This window comes from Pseudomonas sp. SDO5522_S412 (assembly GCF_054071215.1).
In genome coordinates this window covers 1-23,502 of record NZ_JBSVWQ010000087.1, presented here as the reverse complement: position 1 = coordinate 23,502, position 23,502 = coordinate 1, and the positions used below count along the sequence as shown (strand labels likewise).

The following is a 23,502-nucleotide window of genomic DNA, read 5'->3' as shown; positions in this document are numbered from 1 at the left end:
ACGAAGATATCGACTGAAGTACCGCTTTCGCGAGCAAGCCCGCTCCCACATTGGATCGGCGTCGTTGCTCAGAACAGCTTACTGAACCGTTGGCGAGCCTTCCTGTTGCATGCGCTGCAGCTCTTGCGCATACAGGGCATCGAAGTTCACCGGGGCCAGCATCAGCGCCGGGAACGAGCCACGGGTGACCAGGCTGTCCAGGGTCTCACGGGCATACGGGAACAGGATGTTCGGGCAGAACGCGCCCAGGGTGTGGCTCATGGACGCTTCGTCCAGGCCCTGGATCAGGAAGATACCGGCCTGTTGCACTTCAGCAATGAAGGCCACTTCTTCGCCGTTCTTGACGGTGACCGACAGGGTCAGCACGACCTCGTGGAAGTCACCTTCCAGTGCCTTCTGACGGGTGTTCAGGTCCAGCGCAACGCTCGGGGTCCATTCCTGACGGAAGATGGCCGGGCTTTTCGGCGCTTCGAACGACAAGTCACGTACGTAAATACGCTGCAGGGAAAATTGTGGGCCTTGAGCTTCTTCTGCTGCCGCTTCGGTGTTCTGTTGGTCAGTCATCGCAGATCCTTCGTGATCTTGGGGTCTTTTAGGGGTTAGGAGTCAGACGTGAAGCAGCGCATCCAGTTTACCGGCGCGCTCGAGTGCGAACAGGTCATCGCAACCACCGACATGCTTGTCACCGATCCAGATCTGCGGCACGGACGTGCGTCCCGCTTTCTTGGTCATCTCGGCGCGCACCTGGGGCTTGCCATCAACCTTGATCTCTTCGAAGGCAATGCCCTTTTTCACAAGCAGGGCCTTGGCCCGCATGCAATAAGGGCAATAATCGCTGGAATAAACGACAACCTGGCTCATATCACTTCACCAGCGGCAGGTTATCGCCACGCCAGCTGGAAATACCACCCGACAGTTTGGCGGCGTTGAAGCCGGTTTTCAGCATCTCGCGGGCGTGGGTGCCGGAGTGCTGGCCCTGGGCGTCGACCAGGATAATCGTCTTGGCCTTGTGCTTTTCCAGCTCGGCCAGGCGCGAAATCAGTTTGTCCTGGGGAATGTTCAGCGCGCCGACAATGTGACCGGCGGCGAAATCCTTGGCGGGACGAATGTCCACCACTACGGCCTCATCCTTGTTGACCAGGGCGGTCAGCTCGGACGTGCTGAGGCTGCGGCCACCGCGGCTCAATTCGTGAGCGATCAGCAGCGCCAGCAGTACGACGAACGCACCAGCGAGCAAATAGTGGGTAGTGGCAAATGCAATCAGGTGATCAACCATCAAGGAGGTTCCAGGGCGTTAAAATGGCGGTAAGTATACACAGCCGTCATGGTCGGCCAACCCCCGTAAAGCGGTGACGTGGTCGGAACTTCGCTTTAAACTGCCACTCCCTTTTCTATTCCCTTCATTCATTACCGCCGCGAGAGGATCTATGACTACTACGCCTAAACCTTTGGTCCTGATAATTCTCGATGGCTTCGGACACAGTGAAAGCCACCACGACAACGCCGTGTACTCGGCCAGCAAGCCAGTACTGGACCGTCTGAGCGCTACCGTTCCGAACGGCCTGATCTCGGGCTCGGGTATGGATGTTGGCCTGCCGGACGGCCAAATGGGCAACTCGGAAGTCGGCCATATGAATCTCGGTGCCGGACGAGTGGTCTATCAAGACTTCACCCGCGTGACCAAAGCGATCCGCGACGGTGAGTTTTTCGAGAACCCAAACATCTGCGCGGCAGTGGATAAAGCGGTCAAGGCCGGCAAGGCCGTGCACTTCATGGGCCTGCTGTCGGACGGCGGCGTCCACAGCCACCAGGACCACCTGATCGCCATGGCCGAACTGGCCTTCAAGCGCGGCGCCGAGAAGATCTACCTGCACGCGTTCCTCGACGGCCGCGACACCCCGCCGAAAAGTGCCCAGTCCTCCATCGAACTGCTGGATGAAACCTTCAAGACCCTCGGCAAAGGCCGCATCGCCAGCCTGGTTGGCCGCTACTTCGCCATGGACCGCGACAACCGCTGGGACCGCGTGGCACAGGCCTACAACCTGATCGTCGACGGCCAGGCCGAATTCAACGCCGCCACCGCCCAGGAAGGCCTGGAGGCCGCCTACGCCCGTGGCGAGAGTGACGAGTTCGTCAAGGCCACCACCATCGGCGAACCGGTCAAGGTCGAAGATGGCGACGCCGTGGTGTTCATGAACTTCCGCGCCGACCGTGCCCGCGAGCTGAGCCACGTATTCGTCGATGCCGGCTTCAAGGACTTCGAGCGCGCCCGCCAGCCGAAAGTCGAATTCGTGATGCTGACCCAATACGCCGCCAACATCCCGGCCCCGTCGGCATTTGCCCCGGGCAGCCTGGAAAACGTGCTGGGGGATTACCTGGCGAAAAACGGCAAGACCCAACTGCGCATTGCCGAAACCGAGAAATACGCCCACGTGACCTTCTTCTTCTCCGGCGGTCGTGAAGAACCGTTCCCGGGTGAAGAACGCATCCTGATTCCGTCGCCGAAAGTCGCCACCTACGACCTGCAGCCGGAGATGAGTGCCCCGGAAGTCACGGACAAGATCGTCGACGCCATCGAACACCAGCGCTACGACGTGATCGTGGTCAACTACGCCAACGGTGACATGGTGGGCCACAGCGGCAACCTGGAAGCGGCGGTAAAAGCCGTGGAATGCCTGGACCTGTGCGTCGGCCGCATCGTCGACGCCCTGGACAAGGTGGGCGGCGAAGCGCTGATCACCGCCGACCACGGCAACTGCGAGCAAATGTCCGACGAATCCACCGGCCAGGCCCACACCGCCCACACCACCGAGCCGGTGCCATTCATCTACGTCGGCAAACGTGACTTTAAAGTACGTGATGGCGGCGTGCTGGCCGACGTGGCACCGACCATGTTGATGCTGATGGGGCTGGAGAAGCCGAAAGAGATGACTGGCACTTCGATTCTGGTCTGACACAGTTCAGGGGTTGCTCAAAACAGGCAGCCCGTCAATAATGGACTCGAGCGCGAAACCAGTTGCCTCCAGCGGCGATAACTGGCGTAGGAACCCCGCAGATGGCTGGATATCCGCGTAGGGTGAGACCTCCACACCCCTGCTTGAGGGTGTGTATATGAATATCAAGCAAGCACTACTTAGGGCAGTTCGAAAGAGCTGCCCTTTTCTTTGGGCATCACAAAAGCTCGTAACGCTTGTAGAGCAACTCACCATGACGATGCTTGTTCAAGGCCTTGGCGTCTGTCTGCATGAAGTTCCACAGCACATTGCCAGCCTGAATATTGACCACCACCAGCATCTGCCTCCTGGATTCATAAGCCCCAATGAATGCTAAACGAGCGGAGCAATCGCTATAAGCAACACGCCATATTTCCAGAGGCCCCGTCAATGTGTCCAAGGCGAACCTGACATAACGCTCTCTGGCGTCCTGCCGCTTTTCAACAATGTGCTGCAGACAGCTACGCCTGATCGCTATTTGCCCCAAAGGCGAAGTAATTTCCACAGCTGAAGAGCTCGAATGGGCAATGCCAAAATGCATTGCGACTATATCGATGGCCGCTTCGACATCGTTGCCGGCGGCCACTTCCTCAAGTGGACGCGCTCGCAAAGCCCGATCCAGACTACGAAGGTCGGGAAGCCCATAATCAAGCCACGTTTGCTGGCCTTTTGACTCGTGAATACAAGGCATTACTGACTATGCCGACCGTCGGATTAACAGGGCCGAAGAGTCTATTCCGAGCGCAAATGCACCGTCAGGGCGGAGCATTTCAAGGCATTTCGCGAAGCACACAAAACAACTGCAGAAGCACGACACGACGCTCTCTACCGCTCGTCGCCTTCAAAGGGCTATGGGACTTGCCCACAATTGCTTGCAGAATGCGGCCACTGGGCACCTAACTTGCCTGCCAAGCCGAATTGGGCGTTTTTTTTGCAGCGCTTGGCGGGCATACTAGGCCGTCCCTTTCCCTGGTGTCGCCCGCCTCTATGCTTCGCGCCTTGATTACCCTTGCTCTTGTCTGCCTGCTCCAACCGGCGTTTGCCGATGAGCGCGCACAAACCCAACAACAGTTGGACGCTACGCGTCAGGACATTACCGAGCTGAAGAAGCTGCTCGGCAAGCTCCAGGAAGAGAAGTCCGGCGTGCAGAAAGACCTGCGCGGCACGGAAACCGAGATGGGCAAGCTGGAGAAGCAGGTCCAGGAGCTGCAAAAAGAACTAAAGAAGAGCGAGTCGGAACTGGAGCGACTCGACGCTGAGAAAAAAAAACTCCAGAGCGCCCGCGTTGAACAGCAACGCCTGATCGCGATCCAGGCCCGCGCCGCTTACCAGAACGGCCGCCAGGAATACCTCAAGCTGCTGCTCAACCAGCAGAACCCGGAAAAATTCGCCCGCACCCTTACCTATTACGACTACCTGAGCAAGGCCCGCCTGGAGCAACTGAAAAGCTTCAACGAGACCCTGCGCCAGTTGGCCAATGTCGAGCAGGAAATCGCCAACCAGCAGTCGCAGCTGCTCGACCAGAAAACCGCCCTCGACAGCCAGCGCGACGAGCTGGACAAGGTCCGCAAGGAGCGCCAGCAGGCGCTGGCCAAGCTGAATGACGACGTGAAAGCCCGTGACGCCAAGCTCCAGGCCCGCGAGCAAGACCAGGCCGACCTCGGCAAAGTCCTGAAAACCATCGAGGAAACCCTGGCGCGCCAGGCCCGTGAGGCAGAGCAGGCGCGGCAAAAAGCGCTGCTTGCCCAGCAGGAAGCCGAAAAAAAGCGCGAGCGTGAAGCCGCCGAGGCAGTCGCCAGCGCCACTACCGACGCCCCGGCCCCGCGTAAACCGGCGCGTGCAGCGCCTGGCCCGCTGGTTTCCAGCGCCGGCGAATCCTTCGGCGGACCTTTTGCTTCAGCTCGGGGCAAACTTCCATGGCCAGTTGATGGTCGATTACTGGCACGCTTTGGTGAAACCCGTGGCGATGACACCCGCGCCAAGTGGGACGGTGTGATGATCAGTGCCGGTGCCGGCACCCAGGTCCACGCTATCCACGGCGGCCGCGTGGTATTCGCCGATTGGCTGCGTGGTGCAGGTTTGCTGGTGATTCTTGACCACGGTAATGGCTATTTGAGCCTTTACGGCCACAATCAAACTTTGCTTAAAGCGGCAGGTGATGTTGTAAAAGCCGGTGAATCCATCTCCACTGTCGGTAACAGTGGTGGCCAGGACACCCCGGCGCTGTACTTCGCTATTCGTCAGCAGGGCCGCCCGAGCGACCCGGCACAATGGTGCCGTACCCAAGGATAAGGGTCGCATCTACATTAGGAGTTCGTTCGACATGCTGCATTTGTCCCGCCTCACATCGCTGGCCCTGACGATCGCTCTGGTGATCGGCGCGCCTTTGGCATTCGCCGACCAGACCGCCCAGTCGGCCACGGCCGCGACCACCAAGGCCCCGCTGCCGCTGGACGAGTTGCGCACCTTTGCCGAGGTCATGGACCGGATCAAGGCCGCTTATGTCGAACCTGTGGACGACAAGACCCTGCTGGAAAATGCCATCAAGGGCATGCTCAGCAACCTTGACCCGCACTCCGCCTACCTGGGCCCGGAAGATTTCGCCGAGCTGCAGGAGAGCACCAGCGGTGAATTCGGTGGCCTGGGCATTGAAGTCGGCGCCGACGACGGCAACATCAAGGTCGTTTCGCCGATCGATGACACCCCTGCGTCCAAGGCCGGCATCCAGGCCGGTGACTTTATCGTCAAGATCAACGGCCAGCCGACCCGCGGCCAGACCATGACCGAAGCCGTCGACAAGATGCGCGGCAAGATCGGCCAGAAAATCACCCTGACCCTGGTGCGCGACGGCGGCACGCCGTTCGACGTGACCCTGACCCGCGCCACCATCACGGTCAAGAGCGTGAAGAGCCAGCTGCTGGAGTCGGGCTACGGCTACATCCGTATCACCCAGTTCCAGGTCAAGACCGGCGACGAAGTGGCCAAGGCCCTCGCCAAGCTGCGCAAAGACAACGGCAAGAAACTCAGCGGCATCGTGCTCGACCTGCGCAACAACCCGGGCGGCGTGTTGCAGGCCGCTGTGGAAGTGGTCGACCACTTCATCACCAAGGGCCTGATCGTCTACACCAAGGGCCGTATCGCCAACTCCGAGCTGCGCTTCTCGGCCACCGGCAACGACCTCAGCGAAGGCGTGCCGATGGTTGTGCTGATCAACGGCGGCAGCGCCTCGGCTTCGGAAATCGTCGCCGGCGCCCTGCAAGACCAGAAACGCGGCGTGCTGATGGGCACCACCAGCTTCGGCAAAGGCTCGGTGCAAACCGTGCTGCCGCTGAACAACGAGCGTGCCTTGAAGATCACCACGGCGCTGTACTACACGCCGAACGGTCGCTCGATCCAGGCCCAGGGCATCGTGCCGGACATCGAAGTGCGCAAGGCCAAGATCACCAACGAAGCCGACAGCGAGTTCTACAAGGAAGCGGACCTGCAAGGCCACCTGGGCAATGGCAACGGCGGCGCCGACCAGCCGACCGGCAGCGGCTCGAAAGCCAAACCGATGCCGCAGGACGACGATTATCAGTTGGCCCAGGCGCTGAGCCTGCTCAAGGGCCTGAGCATTACGCGCAGCCGTTGATATGCGCCGTGGACTGATCATCGCTTTGCTGTGCTGTCTGGCGGGAGTCGCCCAAGGCAACCCCGCCAGTGCAGCCCCCGCTGAACACAAAGCCTACCTGACCCTGATCATCGACGACCTGGGGCAAAACCTGCCCCGGGATCGTCGTGTGCTCGCCCTGCCCGGCCCGGTGACCACGGCGATCATGCCCGACACACCCCACGCCGCCGAATTCGCCCGCGAAGCCCACAAGGCCGGCAAGATCGTCATCCTGCACATGCCCATGGACCCGGCCACCGGCCCGTTCGCCTGGCACCCCGACCTGCCCATCGAAGAGCTGGGCAAACGCCTGGACGCGGCCTTCAAGGCCGTGCCCTACACCGCCGGCATCAACAACCACATGGGCAGCCGCATGACCGCCCAGCCGGAGGCCATGGCCTGGTTGATGGGTGAGCTGCAACGGCGCCACAAGTTCTTCGTCGACAGCCGCACCAGCGCTAAAACCGTCGCCGCCGCCGAGGCGCAAAAGATTGGCCTGGCCAGCGTCTCGCGGGATGTGTTCCTCGACGACGAACGCACCGAAGCGGCCATCACCACCCAGCTGCAGACCGCGATCAAGCTGGCCCACAAACAGGGTTCGGCGGTGATGATCGGCCACCCTTATCCACAGACACTGGCGGTACTCGAACGTGAGCTGCCCAAGCTCAAGGCCCAGGGCGTCGAGTGGATCGACATCAAGTTGATGATCAGCCTGCGCAGCAACCAGGCCATGGCCGGGCACGGAAAAAACGGCACTTACCGCTAGTGCTATATAGCTACCGCGCCTGACCGAGCGGACTCTTCGATAGTGGATCTTCGTATCCACTGGAGAGTCTGTAGATGAACTCACTGCAATACAAAGACCTGCTGATCAACTTCACCACCGAGTTCGTTCCTGTATGGAACGACAAAGGCACTCGCGCCGAAAAACCCGTGACCTTCTGGCGCCCGAGCACATCCTCCGACGCGCTGGGCAACTTCGTCCCGCTGGGTGATGTGGCCGTGGCGGGTTACCACAACATCAATCAACTGAACATCGTCGCGGTTGTCAGCGAAGTTGACCGGGAGAATGGCACCGCCTTGCGGCCCCCCGTCGACTTCGAGAGAGTCTGGGAACACTCGGGACCAAGGGCGCGCGCCAATTTCTCAATCTGGCGGCCCACCGCTCCAGAAGGTTATGTGGCGATGGGGCTGGTCTGTGGCCTCGGTAACGACAAACCACCACGCAATACCATCCGCTGTGTCAGAGAAGACCTGGTGACTCAGGCCTATGTCGACCAATTGATCTGGAGCGACCAAGGCAGCGGCGCCCACCGGGACTTCAGCGCCTGGGGTGTCTCCCCGTCGCAAGCAGCTCCTGGCCAAGCCTACCTGGCACCGGGCACCTTTACCGGCGCCGAGGGCTATGCCAAGCCAACCAGGCAAAGCCCGGTGCACGCCCTGCGGCTGGACCTTGCGCTTCATTCCGAGGATTTGCCGCCACTTTCACCCGAAATGGCACCAGGACGCACGATGCCGGAGCAGGTAACAGAGGGCATTCATGTGTGCGAACTGCCCTGGTTTACCGTGAACGACCCGACCCTGACGCCCCTGGAAAAACTGCAAACGTGCCCGGTATATCGGTTGAAAAGAATCGACCAGTACAGCTTGGTGGCCAGCGGTCAAAACACCACGCCAGCAAGCCAAACCTTCAGTTGGGTATTCGCAAAAGGAGAGATCAGTGACTTCTCCTTGGGCCTGCGCTCCTTGACCGGCGTCGATATAAAGGCTGCCTGGGCACCCCGGCATCCGTTGAGTATCAGTGCCAACCTCAATCGCGACTTCACGCATACGGGCTTGACCGCACAAGGCTGGGAACGGGAGGGCGTGGCGGATGTGATGGCTTACATCCCGGCGAATAAATCCATCGCTGCCTACCTGGTCAAAAGCCGATACGAGCTATTGCGGGCTGACGGCAGCCAGCTCGGGCCAACCCTGACCTATGCCAGCGGAGATAACGTCTACTTCAGCGAGCTGCTGCAACCTGAAGCGGCGGTTACTGCTGTTGAGGAGCCAGAGGAAGTACCAGCAGCGGTGCCCGAGCCCACAGAAAACAACCTAGAGATAACGCCCCATGATTTCATCGACGACACCCTCCTGCCGTAACTGATCGAGGGCCGCCTGGAGTTTCGCCACTACGTCATCCGGCACGTTTTTGTTCAGCGCCAGGTACAGCTCCGCGCTGTTGAAACGCAACACAGTCTTGAGCCCGGTCACCCCGACCTGGCGTGCCAGATAACGGCCCGCCGGGTCCCCGGTGGCCCACAGGTCGATCTGGCCATCCACCAGCTTTTTCGCGTTGTCCTGATCCCGCAACACGATCACCGGCTTGAGCCCCTGCTTCTCTAGGCTCTCGGCGATGGCGTCGCCCTTGTAGGCGCCGATCTTGTAGCGCCGCGCCTGCTCAAGGTCGCTCAGCTGGATCTTGCTGTCAGCCTTGGCCAGCAGCACCCAATCGTCCGGGCCGATGGGGCCGACCCATTTGAACAGCGCCTCACGGTCCGGCAAGCGCGCCATCACGAACACGCCGTAACCGGGTTTTTCCAGGGCGAGTTTGTAGATCCGGTCCCAAGGGAACCGCAGGGTCAGGTTGTAGGAAATACCCGCACGCTGGAACGTCTCGCGGACGATGTCCACGGCAATGCCTTCGATGTTCTCTTCCTTGGCGAAGTTCTTGCCGTTTTTCGCCATGTTGTACGGCGGGAAGTTTTCCGTCAGCAACACCAGGGAAGCGCCGTCGGACGGTTCATCAGCGTAAGCCGAACCCGTCAGCAGAACGGTGGTACTGGCGAGGGCGAGCAGCAGGTCTTTGAACATGAAAGTTACCGGAATCCATGGCAAGCCCAGAGAGTGCCGCGAGCCTGCCATGGTGTCCAGTGACGTTTAGCGTACGACGATACCGCGCGCCGCCATGTAGGCCTTGGCCTCAGGCACGGTGTATTCGCCAAAGTGGAAAATACTCGCCGCCAGCACTGCGCTGGCGTGGCCTTCGATCACGCCGTCGGCCAGGTGCTGCAGGTTGCCGACGCCGCCGGAAGCAATCACCGGGATGCCCAGTGCGTCGCTGATGGCGCGGGTCACGCCCAGGTCGAAGCCGTTTTTCATGCCGTCCTGGTCCATGCTGGTCAGCAGGATTTCACCGGCGCCCAGGGCTTCCATCTTCATCGCCCACTGCACGGCATCCAGCCCGGTCGGCTTGCGCCCGCCGTGGGTGAAGATCTCCCAGCGCGGGGTTTCGCCCGGGCCGGAGACTTTCTTGGCGTCGATGGCAACCACGATGCATTGCGAACCGAAGTGCTGTGCGGCTTCGCCGACAAATTCCGGGTTGAACACCGCCGCGGTGTTGATCGAAACCTTGTCCGCGCCGGCATTCAGCAAGTTGCGAATGTCCTGCACGGTGCGCACGCCACCGCCCACGGTCAGCGGGATAAACACCTGGCTGGCCATGCGCTCCACGGTATGCAGCGTGGTGTCGCGACCATCGACGCTGGCGGTGATGTCGAGAAAGGTAATCTCGTCAGCACCCTGTTCGTCGTAGCGGCGGGCGATTTCCACCGGGTCGCCGGCGTCACGGATGTTCTCGAACTTGACGCCCTTGACCACGCGACCGTTGTCGACGTCCAGGCAAGGGATGATGCGTTTGGCCAGCGCCATGGTCAGTCCTCAGCCGTTGTAGGCGTCGCAGTAAGCCTGGGCTTCAGCGACGTCCAGGGTGCCTTCATAGATCGCCCGGCCGGTGATCGCGCCGATGATCCCCGGCGCCTTCGCGTCCAGCAGCGACTTGATGTCGCCCAGGTTGTGGATACCGCCGGAAGCGATCACCGGGATCTTGGTGGCAGCGGCCAGCGCAGCGGTGAACGGTACGTTGCAGCCCTGCATCATGCCGTCTTTGGCGATGTCGGTATAAACGATGGCGGAGACGCCGTCGGCTTCAAACTGCTTGGCGAGGTCGATCACCTGGACGGTGCTGATCTCGGCCCAGCCGTCGGTGGCGACGAAACCGTCCTTGGCGTCCAGGCCCACGATCACTTTGCCGGGGAACGCACGGCAGGCTTCGGCGACGAAGGCCGGGTCTTTCACGGCCTTGGTGCCGATGATCACGTAGCTCACGCCTGCTTTCACGTAGTGCTCGATGGTTTCCAGGGAGCGGATACCGCCGCCGATCTGGATCGGCAGGTTCGGGTAGCGCTTGGCGATCGCCGTCACCACTTCACCGTTGACCGGCTGGCCTTCGAACGCACCGTTCAAGTCCACCAGATGCAGACGACGGCAACCGCCTTCCACCCACTTGGCAGCCATGCTCACCGGGTCATCGGAGAACACCGTGGAATCTTCCATGCGGCCCTGGCGCAGACGTACGCAGGCGCCGTCCTTGAGATCGATTGCGGGAATAATCAGCATCTGGCAAACCTTATTCGATATTCAGCGTTGCTCGGGAAATCAGGGTTTCTCGAGCGCCCACAAGTCGCTTTCGATGCTTTCGAACCTTTCTTTAAGGTGCGTCTGCACATCGAAAATCGCCCTGTTGTAATAGTGCGGAGCAATTTCAGTGGTGAACAGTTCGAGGATTTCTGCGACCTCGAACGAGCCGAGCTTGAGCTCGAAGCGGTCTTCCATGAAACGCTTGATCTTGTCGGTGGCCTCACTCTCCTGCTGGGGAGTGAGGTTCAAGATCGGCGGCTTGACCTTCTTGGCCATTACCAGCGCCCGTCCCACGCGGCGAAGTTCTGCAGCAATTGCAGGCCATGGGTATGGCTCTTCTCCGGGTGGAATTGCACGGCAAAGCGCGAACCGTCGGCCAGGGCCGCGGCGAAGTCGACGCCATAGTGCCCGCCACCCACCACCTGGCGCGGGTTACCGGCGGCGATGTAATAGCTGTGTACGAAATAGAAACGCGCCAGGTCCGGCACTTCGTGCCACAGCGGGTGATCCACGGTCTGGCGCACTTCGTTCCAGCCCATGTGTGGCACCTTCAGGTGCTCGCCGTCTTCGTGCAGGTCCTTGCCGAAAAACTTCACCTGGCCCGGAAACAGACCGATGCAGTCGACGCCGTCGTTCTCTTCACTGCTGTCGAGCAAGGCTTGCATGCCCACGCAGATGCCGAGGAACGGCCGGTCCTGGCTGACTTCACGCACCAGGCTGTCGAAGCCCAGGCGACGAATCTCGGCCATGCAGTCGCGAATCGCGCCAACCCCCGGGAACACTACCCGGTCGGCTTCGCGAATCACGTCGGCATCGCTGGTGATCAGCACCTTGCCGGCACCTACGTGCTCGAGGGCCTTGGCCACCGAGTGCAGGTTACCCATGCCGTAGTCGATAACCGCGACCGTCTGCATTACAGGACGCCCTTGGTCGACGGCATTTGCCCGGCCATGCGGTCATCCAGCTCCACGGCCATGCGCAGGGCACGGCCGAAAGCCTTGAACACGGTCTCGATCTGGTGGTGGGTGTTGGTGCCACGCAGGTTGTCGATGTGCAGGCTGACCAGGGCGTGGTTGACGAAACCCTGGAAGAATTCCTGGAACAGGTCGACGTCGAAGCCGCCCACGGTGGCGCGGGTGTACGGCACGTGCATCTGCAGGCCCGGGCGGCCGGAGAAGTCGATGACCACACGCGACAGCGCTTCATCCAGCGGGACATAGGCGTGGCCGTAGCGACGGATGCCTTTCTTGTCGCCGATGGCTTTGGCAAATGCCTGGCCCAACGTGATACCGACGTCTTCCACCGTGTGGTGGTCGTCGATATGCAGGTCGCCCTTGCTGACGATATCCAGGTCGATCAGCCCGTGACGGGCGATCTGGTCCAGCATGTGCTCAAGAAAAGGTACACCGATATCAAATCGGGCCTTTCCGGTGCCATCCAGGTTGATCGAGGCTTTGATCTGGGTTTCCAGAGTGTCGCGCTCGACGGACGCCTTACGTTCGGCCATCACCAGCTCCGCAAAATCATTGGGCGAAAAAGGCAGCCATTATAGGGGCGCGGGCGCTAAACAGAAACATCGGAGGGGATAAGACTGATGGAGTGTCGGGGATAGACATGTCAGTACAAGTGTGGGAGCAGCTTTGTGTGGGAGCGGGATTGCTCGCGAAAGCGGTGTGTCAGCAAACGTGGGCTGATGGGTCAATCGCATTCGCGAGCAGGCCTGCTCACACACAAGCCCGCTCCCACAAGGGTTACGCGGTGTTAGTGGAACAGGACTGCGGTTTTCTGCAGGGTGACCCACACGCCCCACGCCAACGGAATGCCCACCGCCAGCCAGGCGGCAACCGCCAATGGCACGCTGCCGGAGGAGGCTTTCCACTCCAGCACGGTGCTGGAATCGGCGCCCTTGTCATGGCCCAGCGCCTGCTCGGCAGCCAGTTCGGCGTCGGTCATGAAGTACTTGTCTGCCACCGGCCGTACCAGCAGGTTGCAGATGAAGCCCAGCACCAGCAGGCCGGCGAGGATGTACAAGGTGATGTCGTAGGCGGCAGCGCGTTCAACGCCGATGCTCAACTGATACTCACGCAGGTAGTTCACCAGCACCGGGCCCAGTACGCCCGCCGCTGCCCAAGCGGTCAGCAGGCGACCGTGGATCGCCCCCACCATTTGCGTACCGAACAGGTCCGCCAGGTAAGCCGGGACCGTCGCAAAACCACCGCCGTACATCGACAGGATGATGCAGAACGCCGCCACGAACAGCGCGACGTTGCCCAGGTGACCCAGGTTCGGGATCAACGCGTACAGGGCAAAGCCCAGGGCGAAGAACACGAAGTAGGTATTTTTACGGCCGAGGTAGTCGGAGAACGATGCCCAGAAGAACCGGCCACCGATGTTGAACAGGCTCAACAGACCGGTAAAGCCGGCTGCGATGGCCGCGATGGAAGCCAGTTGGCCGGCATCCAGTTGGCCAAATGCCAGGCCGTTACCCAGCAACTTGCCGCCGAACACTTCCTGCAGCAGCGGCGAAGCCATGCCGAGGATGCCGATGCCGGCAGACACGTTCAGGCACAGCACCAGCCACACCAGGCGGAATTGCGGGGTTTTCCAGGCCACGTTCACGTGCACGTGACGATGGGTGATCATCGCGTTGCTGGCTTTTTTCGCCGGGGCAGTCCAGCCCTCAGGCTTCCAGCCGGTAGGCGGAACGCGGTAGGACAAGGCGCCGCCGATCATGAACACGAAGTAGATCACGGCCATGACCACGAAGCTCTGCCACACGCCCACGCTGGTCGGCGAAGCGAAGTGGCCCATCAGGGCGGCTGCCAACGGAGCGCCAACCATCGCGCCGCCGCCGAAACCCATGATCGCCATGCCGGTAGCCATGCCGCGCTTGTCCGGGAACCACTTGATCAGGGTCGAGACCGGCGAGATGTAACCCAGGCCCAGGCCGATACCACCAATGACCCCGGAGCCGATCCACATCAGCCAGATCTGGTGGGTATAGATCCCCAGCGCGGAGATCAGCAGGCCGCCACACCAGCACAAGGCCGAAACGACACCAGCCTTGCGTGGCCCGGCGTGTTCCAGCCAGCCGCCCCAGATCGCTGCGGAGCAGCCGAGGAAGATGAAGAACAGGGTATAGATCCAGCCCAGCATGGAGATGGGCCAGTCGCATTGCGACGAGAAGACCTGGCTGATGAAGCTCATGTCCGGCGCGCAGGCGACCGGTGCGGTGATCCCCAGCGCCTTGGACAACGGCAGCCAGAACACCGAAAAACCGTAGGCCATGCCGATACACAGGTGGATCGCCAGGGCGGCCGGTGGTACCAGCCAACGGTTGAACCCGGGCTTGGCGATAATGCGTTCCTTGGACAGGAACGCAGGCTGTGCAGCAGTATTACCCGCCGCAGTGCTAGTGCTCATTGGTGTTTCCCCCAGTTATTAGTATGTGTCCGTCGGGCGCTCTCTCCCTCGGCCTTACACGCAAGGCGTGGCCGTTTTGTTGAGTAAAGCTCCTTTTAAACGCGACGTTTAGTCGCAGACGGCAGACGAACATGCGCAGATTAGCATCTGTGGATGACAGAAAAACCAAACTGATATCACCTTTCTGGAGTTATCTGATTTGTTTGACGCCATGTAACGATCCCTAAACAGCCATAGGGCTACGAGCGTTATACTCTTCGGCTAAATTTTAAAATCGACATACAAGGACTCGCCCATGAAAGCGTTCGGCAAAATCCTGGGTCTGGTACTTCTCGGGCTGTTGCTGATCATTGTGGCTCTAGGCTTTGCCCTGACCCATCTCTTCGATCCCAACGACTACAAAGACGAGATTCGCCAGATTGCCCGCGACAAGGCCCACATCGAGCTGACGCTCAATGGCGACATCGGCTGGAGCCTGTTCCCCTGGCTCGGTCTTGAATTGCACGAGGCCAGCGTTGCGACCCTGACCAATCCGAGCCAACCGTTTGCCGATCTGCAGATGCTCGGCCTGTCGGTGCGCGTGCTGCCGCTGCTGCGCCGTGAAGTGCAGATGAGCGATGTACGTGTCGAAGGCCTGAACCTGCGCCTGAACAAAGACGTGCATGGCCACGGCAACTGGGAAGACATCGGCAAGAATGTGCCGGACCCGGCTACCGCCGCCACCACGCCTGCCGTGGCTGAAGCGGCCACACCGCCCAAGCCTGAAAAGCCGCCGCAGCCGATCCGCCTGGACATCGACAGCCTGACCATCAACAACGCCCGCGTCGAATACAACGACGAGCAGACCGGCAAGCAGTTCAGCGCCGAAAGCATCCAGCTGAGTGCCGGCGCCGTGCACGAAGGTGCAAGCATCCCGGTCAAACTCACCGCGTTCTTCGGCACCAACCAGCCGCTGATGCGCGTCAAGACCGAGGTCAATGGCAACCTGCGCATTCAGCGCGCCCTCAAGCGCTACCAGTTCGAAGACATGAAGGTCACTGGTGAAGCCACCGGCGAGCCGCTGCAAGGCAAGACCGTGACCTTTTCGACCCAGGGCCAATTGCTGGTGGACCAGTCTGCGAATATCGCCGAATGGACCGGCATGAAGCTGTCGCTGAACCAACTGCGCGCCCTGGGCGAGCTGAAGGTCAACGACCTGGACAAGACTCCACAGTTCAGCGGCGCCCTGTCGATTGCCCAGTTTGACCTGGCCAAGTTCCTCGACAGCGTCGGCAACCCGCTGCCACCGATGGCCGCCGGCAGCCTGAGCAAGGTCGAACTGGTCAGCCGCCTCAAGGGCACGCCGACCAGCCTGGCGCTTGAAGACCTCAACCTGAAACTCGACGACAGCACCTTCACCGGTCGCGTGGCCGTGGATGATTTCGCCAGGCAATCCCTGCGGGTGCAGCTCAAGGCCGATACGTTCAACGCCGACAACTACCTGCCGGCCAAGTCCGAAGCCGCCAAGGGCGCTGCGGCCGCGCGCCAGGCTGAAGTGCAGAACAGCGAAGCCGGCGCCATGGCGGCCGGTGGCACCACACCGCTGCCGGACGCCCCGACCAAAGCCGCGTGGAGTACCGACAAGCTGCTGCCGCTGACCCGCCTGCGCACCCTGGACGTAAACGCCGACCTGTCCTTTGGCCAACTGACCCTGAGCAAGCTGCCGATCCAGAATGCCGCCCTGAAAGCCTCCGGCCTCGATGGCCAGCTCAAGCTCGATACCTTGAGCGGCGGCCTCTACAACGGCACCTTCCAGGCCAACGGCAACCTTGACGTGCGCCAGGACATCCCGCTGCTGGCGCTACAAACCCGCATCAAGCAGGTACCGGTCGAACGCATCCTGCAAGCCCAGGGGCAGAACCCGCCGGTGAAGGGCCAGCTCACCCTCGACAGCAACCTCAACGGCCGCGGCAATAGCCAGAAAGCCCTGATCGACAGCCTCAACGGTACCGCCAGCTTCGCGATCAACAACGGCGTGCTGCTCAACGCCAACATCGAGCAACAGCTGTGCACCGGCATCGCCCTGCTCAACCGCAAGACCCTCAGCGGCGACCAGCGCGGCAAGGACACCCCGTTCCAGGAACTCAAGGGCAACCTGACCTTCCGCAATGGCGTGGCCAGCAACCCCGACCTGAAAGTGCGCATCCCGGGCCTGACCGTCAACGGCGACGGTGACGTCGACCTGCGCGTGCTGGGCATGGACTACCGCGTCGGCATCATCGTCGAAGGCGACCAGCGCGACGTGCCGGACCCGGCTTGCCAGGTGGGCTCCAACTTCCAGAACATCGAAGTCCCGCTGCGCTGCCGTGGCCCGCTGGAACTGGGCGCCAAGGCCTGCCGCCTGGACAAGGACGGCTTGAGCCAGGTCGCCATCAAGGCGGCGGGCAACAAGCTCAGCGAGAAGCTTGAACAGAAGCTCGACAAGGTCAATCCACAGCTGAAAGACGCGCTTAAAGGCCTGTTCAAACGATGAGAAACGAGCAGTTTTCAACGGCGGTGCTCGACTGGTACGACCGCCACGGTCGCCATGACCTGCCCTGGCAACAGGGCATCACGCCTTACCGGGTGTGGGTCTCGGAGATCATGTTGCAGCAGACCCAGGTCAGCACCGTGCTGAACTACTTCGACCGGTTCATGGCGTCCTTGCCAACGGTCGAAGCCCTGGCTGCCGCGCCGGAAGACGAAGTGCTGCACCTGTGGACCGGGCTGGGTTACTACACCCGGGCGCGCAACCTGCAAAAGACCGCGAAGATCGTCGTTGCCGAATATGGCGGCGAGTTTCCCCGTGACGTCGAAAAACTCACCGAACTGCCCGGCATTGGCCTGTCCACCGCGGGTGCGATTGCCAGCCTGAGCATGGGCCTGCGAGCGCCGATCCTCGATGGCAACGTCAAACGCGTGCTGGCGCGCTTTACCGCGCAAGAGGGTTACCCGGGCGAGCCGAAGGTCGCCAAACAGCTGTGGGCCACCGCAGAGCGCTTTACGCCCCATGACCGCGTCAACGCCTACACCCAGGCCATGATGGACATGGGCGCCACCCTCTGCACCCGCAGCAAGCCCAGCTGCCTGCTGTGCCCGCTGGAAAAGGGCTGCGAAGCGCACCTGCTCGGCCTGGAAACCCGCTACCCGATCCCCAAGCCACGCAAGACCGTGCCCCAGAAGCGCACGCTGATGCCGATGCTGGCCAATGGCGAGGGCGCGATCCTGCTTTACCGTCGCCCCTCCACAGGCCTGTGGGGCGGTTTGTGGAGCCTGCCGGAGCTGGATGACCTGGCCGACCTGGAACACCTGGCCAACCAGCACTCGCTGGCGCTGGGCAAACACCAGGAGCTGCCGAGCCTGATCCACACCTTCAGCCACTTCCAACTGGCTATCGAACCCTGGCTGGTCCAGGTCCAGGAGTCTGCCCATCACGTGGCCGAGGCTGACTGGCTCTGGTATAACCTCGCCACCCCGCCGCGCCTGGGCCTTGCCGCCCCGGTGAAAAAACTGCTGAAGCGCGCGGCTGAAGTATTGAACGCAGGAGTTCCGTCATGACCCGCACCATCATCTGCCGCAAGTACCACGAAGAACTGCCCGCCCTGGAGCGCGCCCCGTTCCCTGGCGCCAAGGGCCAGGACATTTTCGACAACGTCTCCGCCAAGGCCTGGGCTGACTGGCAAAAGCACCAGACCCTGTTGATCAACGAAAAGCGCCTGAACATGATGAACGCCGAAGACCGCAAATACCTGCAGGGCGAGATGGACAAGTACTTTTCCGGCGAGGATTACGCCAAGGCCGACGGCTACGTGCCACCTGCTGAATAATTGATCAAATGTGGGGGTTGGCCCGTAAGCGACGGTAATAATTAAATATTTTTTGAAAACTTGCTTGACGACCCCCTGAAAAACCCGTTTAATGCGCCCCGTTGCCCAGATAGCTCAGTCGGTAGAGCAGGGGATTGAAAATCCCCGTGTCGGCGGTTCGATTCCGTCTCTGGGCACCACTAATTAGTTTCAGGTGGTGCAAATGTCATCTGAAACACACAAAAAACCCGCCTGGTGCGGGTTTTTTGTTGCCTGCCGTTTTTGACTCCTTCAGCCCCCGCCCCGCATCAACGTCAACACCGCAACCCGCTCCTGCTCGGAGATGTGAAAACCACTCTCCTCCACGCGCGCAATCCAATCCTGCGCCGAGAGCGACTCGCCAAAACGCACCAGGCGTCCGTAGCGCCTGAACACAGCCTCCAGCACGCTGATCATCGAGGGGTAGCTGCAGCCTCCGTCAAAACAGATGCTGAGGCCGCCAAGCCAGGAACGGCCGATCACGTGGGCACTACCGACGCTCTCGGCACCGGCATACTCAAAATCCATTTTTACTGCTTCCATGTCGCACCCAAACTCATCACCACGAAAGTACCCAAGCCTAGCAGGCGCCTGTTTTGCGGCAGGCTGCAAAGCGCTCCAATCAGACCAACCGGTCATCCAGGCGGCGACCATACAGTAAGACGATCCAAAGCGCCGGTTATCAACACCTCATTCCGACCCCATTGATCCATCCTTAATTCCCCAGTGATCGCCACTCTTGTCGGCGTTACCACCGACAAGGATGTCAAGGCGACTGAGTCACTTCACCAGGAACACCAGCAGCGGGTTGTCATTCAACCGCCCATTGAACACCGGCGCCATGTGTTCCAGCGGCGTGCCGCTGAGCAATGCGGTTTGCTTGCGCTCCACAATCACCCAGGCGGGGCGCGGTAGCGTATCCACCAGCAAGGGTTGGTTGCGCCCAATGAACAGCGGCTGCTCGTCGTGATCCAGGTTCATGATGTAGCGAATCGCCCAGGTGTCCTTGGCCAGATCGACGAACACCAGGGTCCCGGGATTATCGGCACGCAGCTTTTCCACCGCGCTTACGAAGTTCCTGGTGTCGAATTGCAGGTCCTTGGCCGGCTCCACAACCTTCACCAGCACCAGCCATTGGGTGGCCAGCGCAATCACGCTGAGCACCACCAGGCGCTGGCCGAGATTGCCCTGCAAACGGCGCCAGGCAATCACGGCTGCGAGTTGCAGCACGATCAGCACACCCACCAGCGCCGGCACTGAAACGTCCGGCCAGTAGCCGTGCTTGTGCCACAGATGCCGACAGACAAACACCACGACAATGCCCAGCACCGGCAGGACCGCCACCAGCCACTCATAGCCACGCCGCACGCCGAGCAACCAGCCCTGGGCCTGGAGCAAGCCATAGGCGGCCACCGCGGCAAACATCGGGACCATGGGCACGATGTAGTAGGCGCGCTTGAAGTGCGGCACCGACAACCCCAGCAAAATCATCAGGCCGCAGGCGGCCAAACGCAGCATCAACTGCACATCGGCATCGTCGTGGCGGGCCGACCATTTGTGGCGCAGGGCAATCATCGTCGCCAGGGCCAGCGGCACCACCGGGAAATAGCGGTACAGGCTCAGCTTGAAGTAGAAGTAGAACGCCTCACCGGTTTCATCAAGGCGCCCGGTGAATTGCATCCGCAGCACATCATCGACGAAAGCATCGCCCCCGCTGATCCGCGCCAGTTTCAACAGCGCCCACCAACAGCCGGCCAGCAGGATCAAACCGACCACGCCGTGGGCAATCACCTTTTTCAGCAGTGCAATCCGCTCTTGCCGCGTACGAGCGGTGCCCAGCGCCCAGTAGACACAGGCCACCCCGCACACCTCGATCAACCCCAGCGGCCCGCGAATGGCAAACGCCACCACGAACAACGGAAAGATCGCATATTGGCGCAGCCGCGAGCCCAGGCGCTCACCGGTATGCAGCAGGTAGAAACACCCCAGGCACAACAACGAGATCATCTGGTCCAGGCACACCGAGCGCGACTTCTCCAGCAACTGGGCAGTCAATGCGGTGAGCAGCACCGTCAGCAATGCCCACGCCCGACCGGACGGCACCAGCAAGCGATAGATCAGCGCCATGACCCCGGCAGACGCCAGGGCGGTGGGCATCACGTTAGCCAGATCGTTGGGCGCGCCGAATAAACGGGCAAAGAGGTAGCTGAGGTAGGTCGCGGTGCCCGGATAGTCCGGGTAAGGCTCACCGTAGGTGGTAGGAAACAGGCTCGCGCCGTGGCGAAACATCTCTTGCATGAACACGGCCCAGCGGCCGTCGAAGCCCTGTGGCTGCTGGTCCCAGATGCCCAGGGTGAACAGCAGCAGGGCGATGAGGAAAATACCCAGCGATTCCATTCGAAAGCGATTGTGTTGATCCATTATTCAGCCTGTCAGGTGGGGTAAACCGGCTCATGTTGCCGAACGCCACCCTGAATAAGCCCTGAACGGAATCAAACATTCATCCGCCTAACGACGAGCGGGCCAGATCAGCAGCGGCAGCAGGCGGATATAGAGTAGCTCCCCTACCAATTCCACCAGGGTTTGCGTGATCACCGCTGCAGCAGCGAGCCCGCGGATCTCTTCGGGCAACGCCAGCGCCAGCGGCAGCACCACCAGGGAATTACGCGTGGAGGCGCTGAAGGTGACCGCCCGCGCCGTGGGCGCCGATAGCTTGAACAGGCACGAAGCCAGCGCCCCCATCAGCGGGGCCAGCAACAGGAAGCCGATATACACCGGGATCACCGGCGCCAGCAGGCCGATATCGCGGACCACGGCGGTGATCTGCGAACCGATCACCACCATCAGCACCAGCGCCATGGCCGGCACGGGCAGCCAGGCCCAGGCATCGTTCCAGGCACTGACGACCGGTGAGCGCCGGGACTGGGAAGTGGTCAGCACCGCCAGAATCATGGGGGCAACGATCAGCAGCAGGAAGGCCTCGACAAACGGCCCCACTGCAACCACCACCTGCGACTGCGCCCCCAGCATCAACCCCAGGTAGACCGGCAACAGCAGCAGTTGCAGCAACAACAGAATCGGGGTCGCTGCCAGCATCAACCGCGAGTCACCCTTGCCGATATGGGTAAACACCACCACGTAGTCGATGCACGGCGTCAACAGCACCAGCAACGCACCCACCAGGATCGCCGGGTGTTCCACCAGGCCCCGAGTCAGCGCCCACACCAGCAGCGGAATCAGGATGAAGTTGGCCAGCAGCAATGCGGCCATAAAGCGTTTGTTGCCCAAGCCCTGGCGCAGGTCCAGAAAGGGGATTTGCAGAAACATCGCGTACATCAGCACGGCGATGGCGGGCGTAACCAGGGCAGCCACACCTTGAACCATGGAGGGCGCCAGCAGGCCGACAACGGCAGCCAGCACCACGCTGGCGAAGTAGATCGGGATCTGGTTTTGTTCGAGGGTGTCGCGGGTCATGGGCCGGCTCTGGTGGGCGAAAGGGTCTAAGCCTAGGCATCTGTGCCGCTCAGGTCGAGCCTCAGAAAAATCCCCGGGGTCTTCATAGCAGAAATTTGTTAGTTTCGACTTCTCATAAAACTGCGCACGGGCCTTTGACACCCCATCGAAAGCGCAATGATCGAGCCTGTTCATGAACCTGCCAGTCCGACCTCAAGCCGAAGCATTCCGCGAGCCCACAGCCGATGGGCATTCCATCGGCGGCTTCACATGGCGCCATCCGCGCACAGACGTTGAACGCCCGGTCGTCATCATCAACGCCGCCACCTCCGTACGCTGCCGTCACTACTCACGGTTTGCCGATTACCTGTTTGCCAATGGCTTCGACGTCATCACCTACGACTACCGCGGCATCGGCGAATCCCGCAGCGGCTCGCTGAAAGGGTTCAAGGCCTCGTGGTCGGATTGGGGCGTGCTGGACTTCGAAGCGATCCTGCAGCGGGCCCAGCGGGAGTTTGCCGGCCAACCGATTGATGTGGTCGGGCACAGTTTTGGCGGATGTGCGGCGGGGCTCGGGGCTTCCGGCGCGGTGATTCGGCGCCTGGTGACGGTAGGCGCGCAGTTTGCCTACTGGCGCGACTACGAGGCGAGCGGGCGCTGGCGGATGCTTGCCAAATGGCATGTGGTGATGCCGCTGGTGACAGCGGTTTTTGGCTACTTCCCGGGCAAGCGCATAGGCTGGCTGGAGGATACCCCGGCGGGCGTGGTACGCGACTGGAGTACGCCGACGCCGAATTATGAAAAACGTCCGAGTGGGCGAGCCTTGCCCGAGTTGCCATTTTCGCGGGTGAAGGCACAGATATTGGCCATCAGCATTACCGACGATCCGTTTGGTACCGTCGCAGCAATCGAACGCCTGCTGGGTTACTTCGACGGCAGCGAGCGCACGCATCTGCGAATCGCGCCTGAAGATATCGGCGAAAAAGAGGTCGGACACTTCGCATTCTTTCGCAGCCAGTATCAAGATCGGTTGTGGCCGATTGCATTGGCTTGGCTGCAACGGGGAGAGTTGGCCAACGGCACGCCGGGGCGCCAAGTGACGGATCGCACCTAGAAAGCCTTGGGATTTTTCCAGACCTGCGCTTCAATACCCCACCCCCAGATCCTGACACCAAGGACGTGAGCCCATGGCTTCGCCGAACAAGCAGCAAAAACGCGCCCACCGGGCAAAAGCCAAGGCCAAGCAGAATCGCACCCAACGCGCCGTCGCCACCAAGCCGGATGCCTTTGCCGGCGATGACAGCCGCATTGATCTTGAATCGGTGGATTTGACCGAGCTGTTCCTGGAGATGCGCACCGCTGGCGAAACCAGCCAGCAGGCGCTGTGTGCCGTGTTCCTGGCGCACCCGCTGCTGGCAGTGGTACTGGAGCAGGAAGGCGAAGAAGAAGCGACGGACTTTATCCTCGCGGCGCTGATCGAGTATCGCCAGTGGGCCACGGATACCGAGGATGAAGCGGCAGCGCTGGCGTGGATTGAATCGCCGGAATTCCAGGCTGATTACGTCGCGGCGTCACAGGCGCTGGTGAATTCCGAAGACTGATACAAAACGAAATGTGGGAGCCGGGCTTGCCCGCGATAGCGGCGTGTCAGTCGATACAT

24 protein-coding genes and 1 tRNA gene are annotated in these 23,502 nt (G+C 61.1%); 11 read left to right on the top strand and 14 right to left on the bottom strand.

From position 1 onward, the window contains the following. Nucleotides 1-78: 78 nt before the first annotated feature. The 3 genes from secB to ACW9I6_RS18190 are packed head-to-tail and all read right to left on the bottom strand — an operon-like array spanning nucleotide 79 to nucleotide 1,276. Nucleotides 79-564 carry a protein-export chaperone SecB gene (gene secB / locus ACW9I6_RS18200; RefSeq protein WP_003218009.1) on the bottom strand — a complete coding sequence of 162 codons (486 nt, stop codon included), beginning with the start codon at nucleotides 562-564 and terminating at the stop codon, nucleotides 79-81. 42 nt (nucleotides 565-606) lie between these two features. Beyond that, a complete protein-coding gene (gene grxC / locus ACW9I6_RS18195; protein ID WP_177028519.1) occupies nucleotides 607-861 on the bottom strand; it encodes a glutaredoxin 3 in 255 nt (84 codons plus the stop codon). A gap of 1 nt (nucleotide 862) precedes the next feature. Beyond that, complete coding sequence (locus tag ACW9I6_RS18190; RefSeq protein WP_003218014.1) at nucleotides 863-1,276, bottom strand: rhodanese-like domain-containing protein; 414 nt, start codon at nucleotides 1,274-1,276, stop codon at nucleotides 863-865. A 151-nt stretch (nucleotides 1,277-1,427) separates the two neighbouring features. Between ACW9I6_RS18190 and gpmI the strand changes: the two genes are divergently transcribed. After that, nucleotides 1,428-2,954: a 2,3-bisphosphoglycerate-independent phosphoglycerate mutase gene (gpmI, locus tag ACW9I6_RS18185; protein WP_087693337.1), complete on the top strand. Its 1,527-nt coding sequence runs from the start codon at nucleotides 1,428-1,430 to the stop codon at nucleotides 2,952-2,954. Between the two features lie 217 nt (nucleotides 2,955-3,171). On the opposite strand, the gene ACW9I6_RS18180 is transcribed toward gpmI, so the two are convergent. Then, nucleotides 3,172-3,603: a PBECR2 nuclease fold domain-containing protein gene (locus ACW9I6_RS18180; protein ID WP_236260810.1), complete on the bottom strand. Its 432-nt coding sequence runs from the start codon at nucleotides 3,601-3,603 to the stop codon at nucleotides 3,172-3,174. Between the two features lie 377 nt (nucleotides 3,604-3,980). Here ACW9I6_RS18180 and ACW9I6_RS18175 point away from each other — a divergent pair, with 377 nt between their 5' ends. The 4 genes from ACW9I6_RS18175 to ACW9I6_RS18160 all read left to right on the top strand — a co-directional run bounded on the left by ACW9I6_RS18175 (nucleotide 3,981) and on the right by ACW9I6_RS18160 (nucleotide 8,787). Further along, nucleotides 3,981-5,285: a murein hydrolase activator EnvC family protein gene (locus tag ACW9I6_RS18175; protein WP_003218021.1), complete on the top strand. Its 1,305-nt coding sequence runs from the start codon at nucleotides 3,981-3,983 to the stop codon at nucleotides 5,283-5,285. A gap of 31 nt (nucleotides 5,286-5,316) precedes the next feature. After that, complete coding sequence (locus ACW9I6_RS18170; protein WP_003218023.1) at nucleotides 5,317-6,624, top strand: S41 family peptidase; 1,308 nt, start codon at nucleotides 5,317-5,319, stop codon at nucleotides 6,622-6,624. A 1-nt stretch (nucleotide 6,625) separates the two neighbouring features. Continuing rightward, a complete protein-coding gene (locus ACW9I6_RS18165) occupies nucleotides 6,626-7,408 on the top strand; it encodes a divergent polysaccharide deacetylase family protein (RefSeq protein ID WP_008435686.1) in 783 nt (260 codons plus the stop codon). A gap of 74 nt (nucleotides 7,409-7,482) precedes the next feature. Next, nucleotides 7,483-8,787: a Vps62-related protein gene (locus tag ACW9I6_RS18160; protein ID WP_177049445.1), complete on the top strand. Its 1,305-nt coding sequence runs from the start codon at nucleotides 7,483-7,485 to the stop codon at nucleotides 8,785-8,787. Here ACW9I6_RS18160 and ACW9I6_RS18155 read toward each other — a convergent pair. The 7 genes from ACW9I6_RS18155 to ACW9I6_RS18125 all read right to left on the bottom strand — a co-directional run bounded on the left by ACW9I6_RS18155 (nucleotide 8,740) and on the right by ACW9I6_RS18125 (nucleotide 14,526). Further along, complete coding sequence (locus ACW9I6_RS18155) at nucleotides 8,740-9,498, bottom strand: substrate-binding periplasmic protein (protein WP_003218028.1); 759 nt, start codon at nucleotides 9,496-9,498, stop codon at nucleotides 8,740-8,742. The genes ACW9I6_RS18160 and ACW9I6_RS18155 overlap by 48 nt on opposite strands. A 66-nt stretch (nucleotides 9,499-9,564) precedes the next feature. Beyond that, the gene (gene hisF, locus ACW9I6_RS18150) at nucleotides 9,565-10,335 is read right to left on the bottom strand and encodes an imidazole glycerol phosphate synthase subunit HisF (protein ID WP_003218030.1); all 771 of its coding nucleotides are present in this window, start codon (nucleotides 10,333-10,335) and stop codon (nucleotides 9,565-9,567) included. A gap of 9 nt (nucleotides 10,336-10,344) precedes the next feature. Next, entirely contained in the window at nucleotides 10,345-11,082 is a 738-nt protein-coding gene (hisA, locus tag ACW9I6_RS18145; RefSeq protein WP_003187784.1) for a 1-(5-phosphoribosyl)-5-[(5-phosphoribosylamino)methylideneamino]imidazole-4-carboxamide isomerase, read from the bottom strand. Nucleotides 11,083-11,121: 39 nt separating this feature from the next. Beyond that, nucleotides 11,122-11,379, bottom strand: a complete 258-nt coding sequence (locus ACW9I6_RS18140; protein WP_003218033.1) for a DUF2164 domain-containing protein — start codon at nucleotides 11,377-11,379, stop codon at nucleotides 11,122-11,124. After that, nucleotides 11,379-12,017, bottom strand: a complete 639-nt coding sequence (hisH, locus tag ACW9I6_RS18135; RefSeq protein WP_003218034.1) for an imidazole glycerol phosphate synthase subunit HisH — start codon at nucleotides 12,015-12,017, stop codon at nucleotides 11,379-11,381. The genes ACW9I6_RS18140 and hisH overlap by 1 nt, the downstream gene beginning before the upstream one ends. Next, entirely contained in the window at nucleotides 12,017-12,610 is a 594-nt protein-coding gene (hisB, locus tag ACW9I6_RS18130; protein WP_003218037.1) for an imidazoleglycerol-phosphate dehydratase HisB, read from the bottom strand. Before hisB ends, hisH begins: the two co-directional genes overlap by 1 nt. A gap of 254 nt (nucleotides 12,611-12,864) precedes the next feature. Then, complete coding sequence (locus ACW9I6_RS18125) at nucleotides 12,865-14,526, bottom strand: OFA family MFS transporter (protein ID WP_003218039.1); 1,662 nt, start codon at nucleotides 14,524-14,526, stop codon at nucleotides 12,865-12,867. Nucleotides 14,527-14,821: 295 nt separating this feature from the next. Here ACW9I6_RS18125 and ACW9I6_RS18120 point away from each other — a divergent pair, with 295 nt between their 5' ends. The 4 genes from ACW9I6_RS18120 to ACW9I6_RS18105 all read left to right on the top strand — a co-directional run bounded on the left by ACW9I6_RS18120 (nucleotide 14,822) and on the right by ACW9I6_RS18105 (nucleotide 18,550). Continuing rightward, the gene (locus ACW9I6_RS18120; RefSeq protein ID WP_457339625.1) at nucleotides 14,822-17,038 is read left to right on the top strand and encodes an AsmA family protein; all 2,217 of its coding nucleotides are present in this window, start codon (nucleotides 14,822-14,824) and stop codon (nucleotides 17,036-17,038) included. Continuing rightward, nucleotides 17,035-18,102, top strand: a complete 1,068-nt coding sequence (mutY, locus tag ACW9I6_RS18115) for an A/G-specific adenine glycosylase (RefSeq protein WP_008435691.1) — start codon at nucleotides 17,035-17,037, stop codon at nucleotides 18,100-18,102. The genes ACW9I6_RS18120 and mutY overlap by 4 nt, the downstream gene beginning before the upstream one ends. Next, the gene (locus tag ACW9I6_RS18110; protein WP_087693327.1) at nucleotides 18,099-18,371 is read left to right on the top strand and encodes an oxidative damage protection protein; all 273 of its coding nucleotides are present in this window, start codon (nucleotides 18,099-18,101) and stop codon (nucleotides 18,369-18,371) included. Before mutY ends, ACW9I6_RS18110 begins: the two co-directional genes overlap by 4 nt. A 103-nt stretch (nucleotides 18,372-18,474) precedes the next feature. Beyond that, nucleotides 18,475-18,550: transfer RNA gene (locus tag ACW9I6_RS18105), tRNA-Phe, on the top strand. A 91-nt stretch (nucleotides 18,551-18,641) separates the two neighbouring features. On the opposite strand, the gene ACW9I6_RS18100 is transcribed toward ACW9I6_RS18105, so the two are convergent. From ACW9I6_RS18100 to ACW9I6_RS18090, 3 genes are all read right to left on the bottom strand, one after another. Then, nucleotides 18,642-18,917: a hypothetical protein gene (locus ACW9I6_RS18100; protein WP_008435692.1), complete on the bottom strand. Its 276-nt coding sequence runs from the start codon at nucleotides 18,915-18,917 to the stop codon at nucleotides 18,642-18,644. Between the two features lie 252 nt (nucleotides 18,918-19,169). Next, the gene (locus ACW9I6_RS18095; protein ID WP_032899441.1) at nucleotides 19,170-20,810 is read right to left on the bottom strand and encodes an ArnT family glycosyltransferase; all 1,641 of its coding nucleotides are present in this window, start codon (nucleotides 20,808-20,810) and stop codon (nucleotides 19,170-19,172) included. An 87-nt stretch (nucleotides 20,811-20,897) separates the two neighbouring features. Further along, entirely contained in the window at nucleotides 20,898-21,863 is a 966-nt protein-coding gene (locus ACW9I6_RS18090) for an arsenic resistance protein (RefSeq protein WP_457339624.1), read from the bottom strand. Nucleotides 21,864-22,035: 172 nt separating this feature from the next. On the opposite strand from ACW9I6_RS18090, the gene ACW9I6_RS18085 reads away from it, so the two are divergent. Then, nucleotides 22,036-22,956 (top strand): alpha/beta hydrolase family protein, encoded by a 921-nt coding sequence (locus ACW9I6_RS18085; RefSeq protein WP_457339623.1) that lies wholly within the window; start codon nucleotides 22,036-22,038, stop codon nucleotides 22,954-22,956. Nucleotides 22,957-23,029: 73 nt separating this feature from the next. Continuing rightward, a complete protein-coding gene (locus ACW9I6_RS18080; RefSeq protein WP_008435696.1) occupies nucleotides 23,030-23,443 on the top strand; it encodes a hypothetical protein in 414 nt (137 codons plus the stop codon). The last annotated feature ends 59 nt before the right edge of the window (nucleotides 23,444-23,502 follow it).

Excerpts from the sequence above, each read along its gene's own strand:
- secB (WP_003218009.1), bottom strand. The coding sequence starts at position 564 with ATGACTGACCAACAGAACACCGAAGCGGCAGCAGAAGAAGCTCAAGGC.
- grxC (WP_177028519.1), bottom strand. The coding sequence starts at position 861 with ATGAGCCAGGTTGTCGTTTATTCCAGCGATTATTGCCCTTATTGCATG.
- ACW9I6_RS18190 (WP_003218014.1), bottom strand. The coding sequence starts at position 1,276 with ATGGTTGATCACCTGATTGCATTTGCCACTACCCACTATTTGCTCGCT.
- gpmI (WP_087693337.1), top strand. The coding sequence starts at position 1,428 with ATGACTACTACGCCTAAACCTTTGGTCCTGATAATTCTCGATGGCTTC.
- ACW9I6_RS18175 (WP_003218021.1), top strand. The coding sequence starts at position 3,981 with ATGCTTCGCGCCTTGATTACCCTTGCTCTTGTCTGCCTGCTCCAACCG.
- ACW9I6_RS18170 (WP_003218023.1), top strand. The coding sequence starts at position 5,317 with ATGCTGCATTTGTCCCGCCTCACATCGCTGGCCCTGACGATCGCTCTG.
- ACW9I6_RS18165 (WP_008435686.1), top strand. The coding sequence starts at position 6,626 with ATGCGCCGTGGACTGATCATCGCTTTGCTGTGCTGTCTGGCGGGAGTC.
- ACW9I6_RS18160 (WP_177049445.1), top strand. The coding sequence starts at position 7,483 with ATGAACTCACTGCAATACAAAGACCTGCTGATCAACTTCACCACCGAG.
- ACW9I6_RS18155 (WP_003218028.1), bottom strand. The coding sequence starts at position 9,498 with ATGTTCAAAGACCTGCTGCTCGCCCTCGCCAGTACCACCGTTCTGCTG.
- hisF (WP_003218030.1), bottom strand. The coding sequence starts at position 10,335 with ATGGCGCTGGCCAAACGCATCATCCCTTGCCTGGACGTCGACAACGGT.
- hisA (WP_003187784.1), bottom strand. The coding sequence starts at position 11,082 with ATGCTGATTATTCCCGCAATCGATCTCAAGGACGGCGCCTGCGTACGT.
- ACW9I6_RS18140 (WP_003218033.1), bottom strand. The coding sequence starts at position 11,379 with ATGGCCAAGAAGGTCAAGCCGCCGATCTTGAACCTCACTCCCCAGCAG.
- hisH (WP_003218034.1), bottom strand. The coding sequence starts at position 12,017 with ATGCAGACGGTCGCGGTTATCGACTACGGCATGGGTAACCTGCACTCG.
- hisB (WP_003218037.1), bottom strand. The coding sequence starts at position 12,610 with ATGGCCGAACGTAAGGCGTCCGTCGAGCGCGACACTCTGGAAACCCAG.
- ACW9I6_RS18125 (WP_003218039.1), bottom strand. The coding sequence starts at position 14,526 with ATGAGCACTAGCACTGCGGCGGGTAATACTGCTGCACAGCCTGCGTTC.
- ACW9I6_RS18120 (WP_457339625.1), top strand. The coding sequence starts at position 14,822 with ATGAAAGCGTTCGGCAAAATCCTGGGTCTGGTACTTCTCGGGCTGTTG.
- mutY (WP_008435691.1), top strand. The coding sequence starts at position 17,035 with ATGAGAAACGAGCAGTTTTCAACGGCGGTGCTCGACTGGTACGACCGC.
- ACW9I6_RS18110 (WP_087693327.1), top strand. The coding sequence starts at position 18,099 with ATGACCCGCACCATCATCTGCCGCAAGTACCACGAAGAACTGCCCGCC.
- ACW9I6_RS18100 (WP_008435692.1), bottom strand. The coding sequence starts at position 18,917 with ATGGATTTTGAGTATGCCGGTGCCGAGAGCGTCGGTAGTGCCCACGTG.
- ACW9I6_RS18095 (WP_032899441.1), bottom strand. The coding sequence starts at position 20,810 with ATGGATCAACACAATCGCTTTCGAATGGAATCGCTGGGTATTTTCCTC.
- ACW9I6_RS18090 (WP_457339624.1), bottom strand. The coding sequence starts at position 21,863 with ATGACCCGCGACACCCTCGAACAAAACCAGATCCCGATCTACTTCGCC.
- ACW9I6_RS18085 (WP_457339623.1), top strand. The coding sequence starts at position 22,036 with ATGAACCTGCCAGTCCGACCTCAAGCCGAAGCATTCCGCGAGCCCACA.
- ACW9I6_RS18080 (WP_008435696.1), top strand. The coding sequence starts at position 23,030 with ATGGCTTCGCCGAACAAGCAGCAAAAACGCGCCCACCGGGCAAAAGCC.